The 859-nt window shown below is 76.9% G+C and carries 1 protein-coding gene; it reads left to right on the forward strand.

Annotated elements, in window-relative coordinates; genetic code table 11:
• Positions 1-859 (forward strand): ATP-binding cassette domain-containing protein (locus tag KUM32_RS30720; protein ID WP_217145236.1); only part of this gene is annotated, 859 nt, incomplete at both ends.

An 859-nucleotide genomic window follows, 5' to 3' on the forward strand; every position in this document is an offset into this window, starting at 1 on the left:
GTGCTGCGCCACCTCGATCTCCAGGTCTCGCCAGGGTCGCGCTGGGGCGTCGTCGGCGAGAACGGCCGCGGCAAGTCCACCCTGCTGCACGTCCTGGCCGGCGCCCTGGTGCCGGACGCGGGGACCGTGCACCGCGTGGGGACCCTCGCGCTGGCAGAACAGCAGATGCCCGCCGACGACGGGCGCACCGTCGGCGACTTCATCGACGAACACCTTGCCGACGCCCGCGCCGCCGTACGCGACCTCGACTCCGCCGCTGCCGCCCTGGCCGCCGGCCGGCCCGGCGCCGACGCGACGTACGCGAACGCCCTGGAGGCGGCGCAGGCGCTGGACGCCTGGGACGCCGACCGCCGGGTCGACGTGGCGCTCGCCGGCCTCGGCGCGGTCAGCGACCGCGCCCGGCCGCTCGACACGCTCTCCATCGGCCAGCGCTACCGGGTCCGGCTGGCCTGCCTGCTCGGCGCCGACGACGACTTCCTGCTCCTGGACGAGCCGACCAACCACCTCGACCTCGCCGGGCTCCACTTCCTCACCGAGCGGCTGCGCGCGCACGCCGGCGGCTCCGTCGTGGTCAGCCACGACCGGGCGCTGCTCGCGGACGTGGCCACCCACGTGCTCGACCTGGACCCCACCCGGGACGGCCGGCCGCGCGTCTACGGCGGCGGGTACGACGGGTACCGGGAGGGCCGCGCGGCCGAACGGGCCCGCTGGGCGGCGGAGTACGAGCAGCAGCAGGCCGAGCACGTGCGGCTCGCGCAGGCGCTGTCCGAGGCGCAGAACCGGCTCAGCACCGGTTGGCGCCCCGACAAGGGCACCGGCAAGCACCAGCGCGCCACCCGCGCCGGCTCGTTGGCCCGCG

The sequence above is a fragment of the Streptomyces sp. AC627_RSS907 genome (assembly GCF_019049165.1).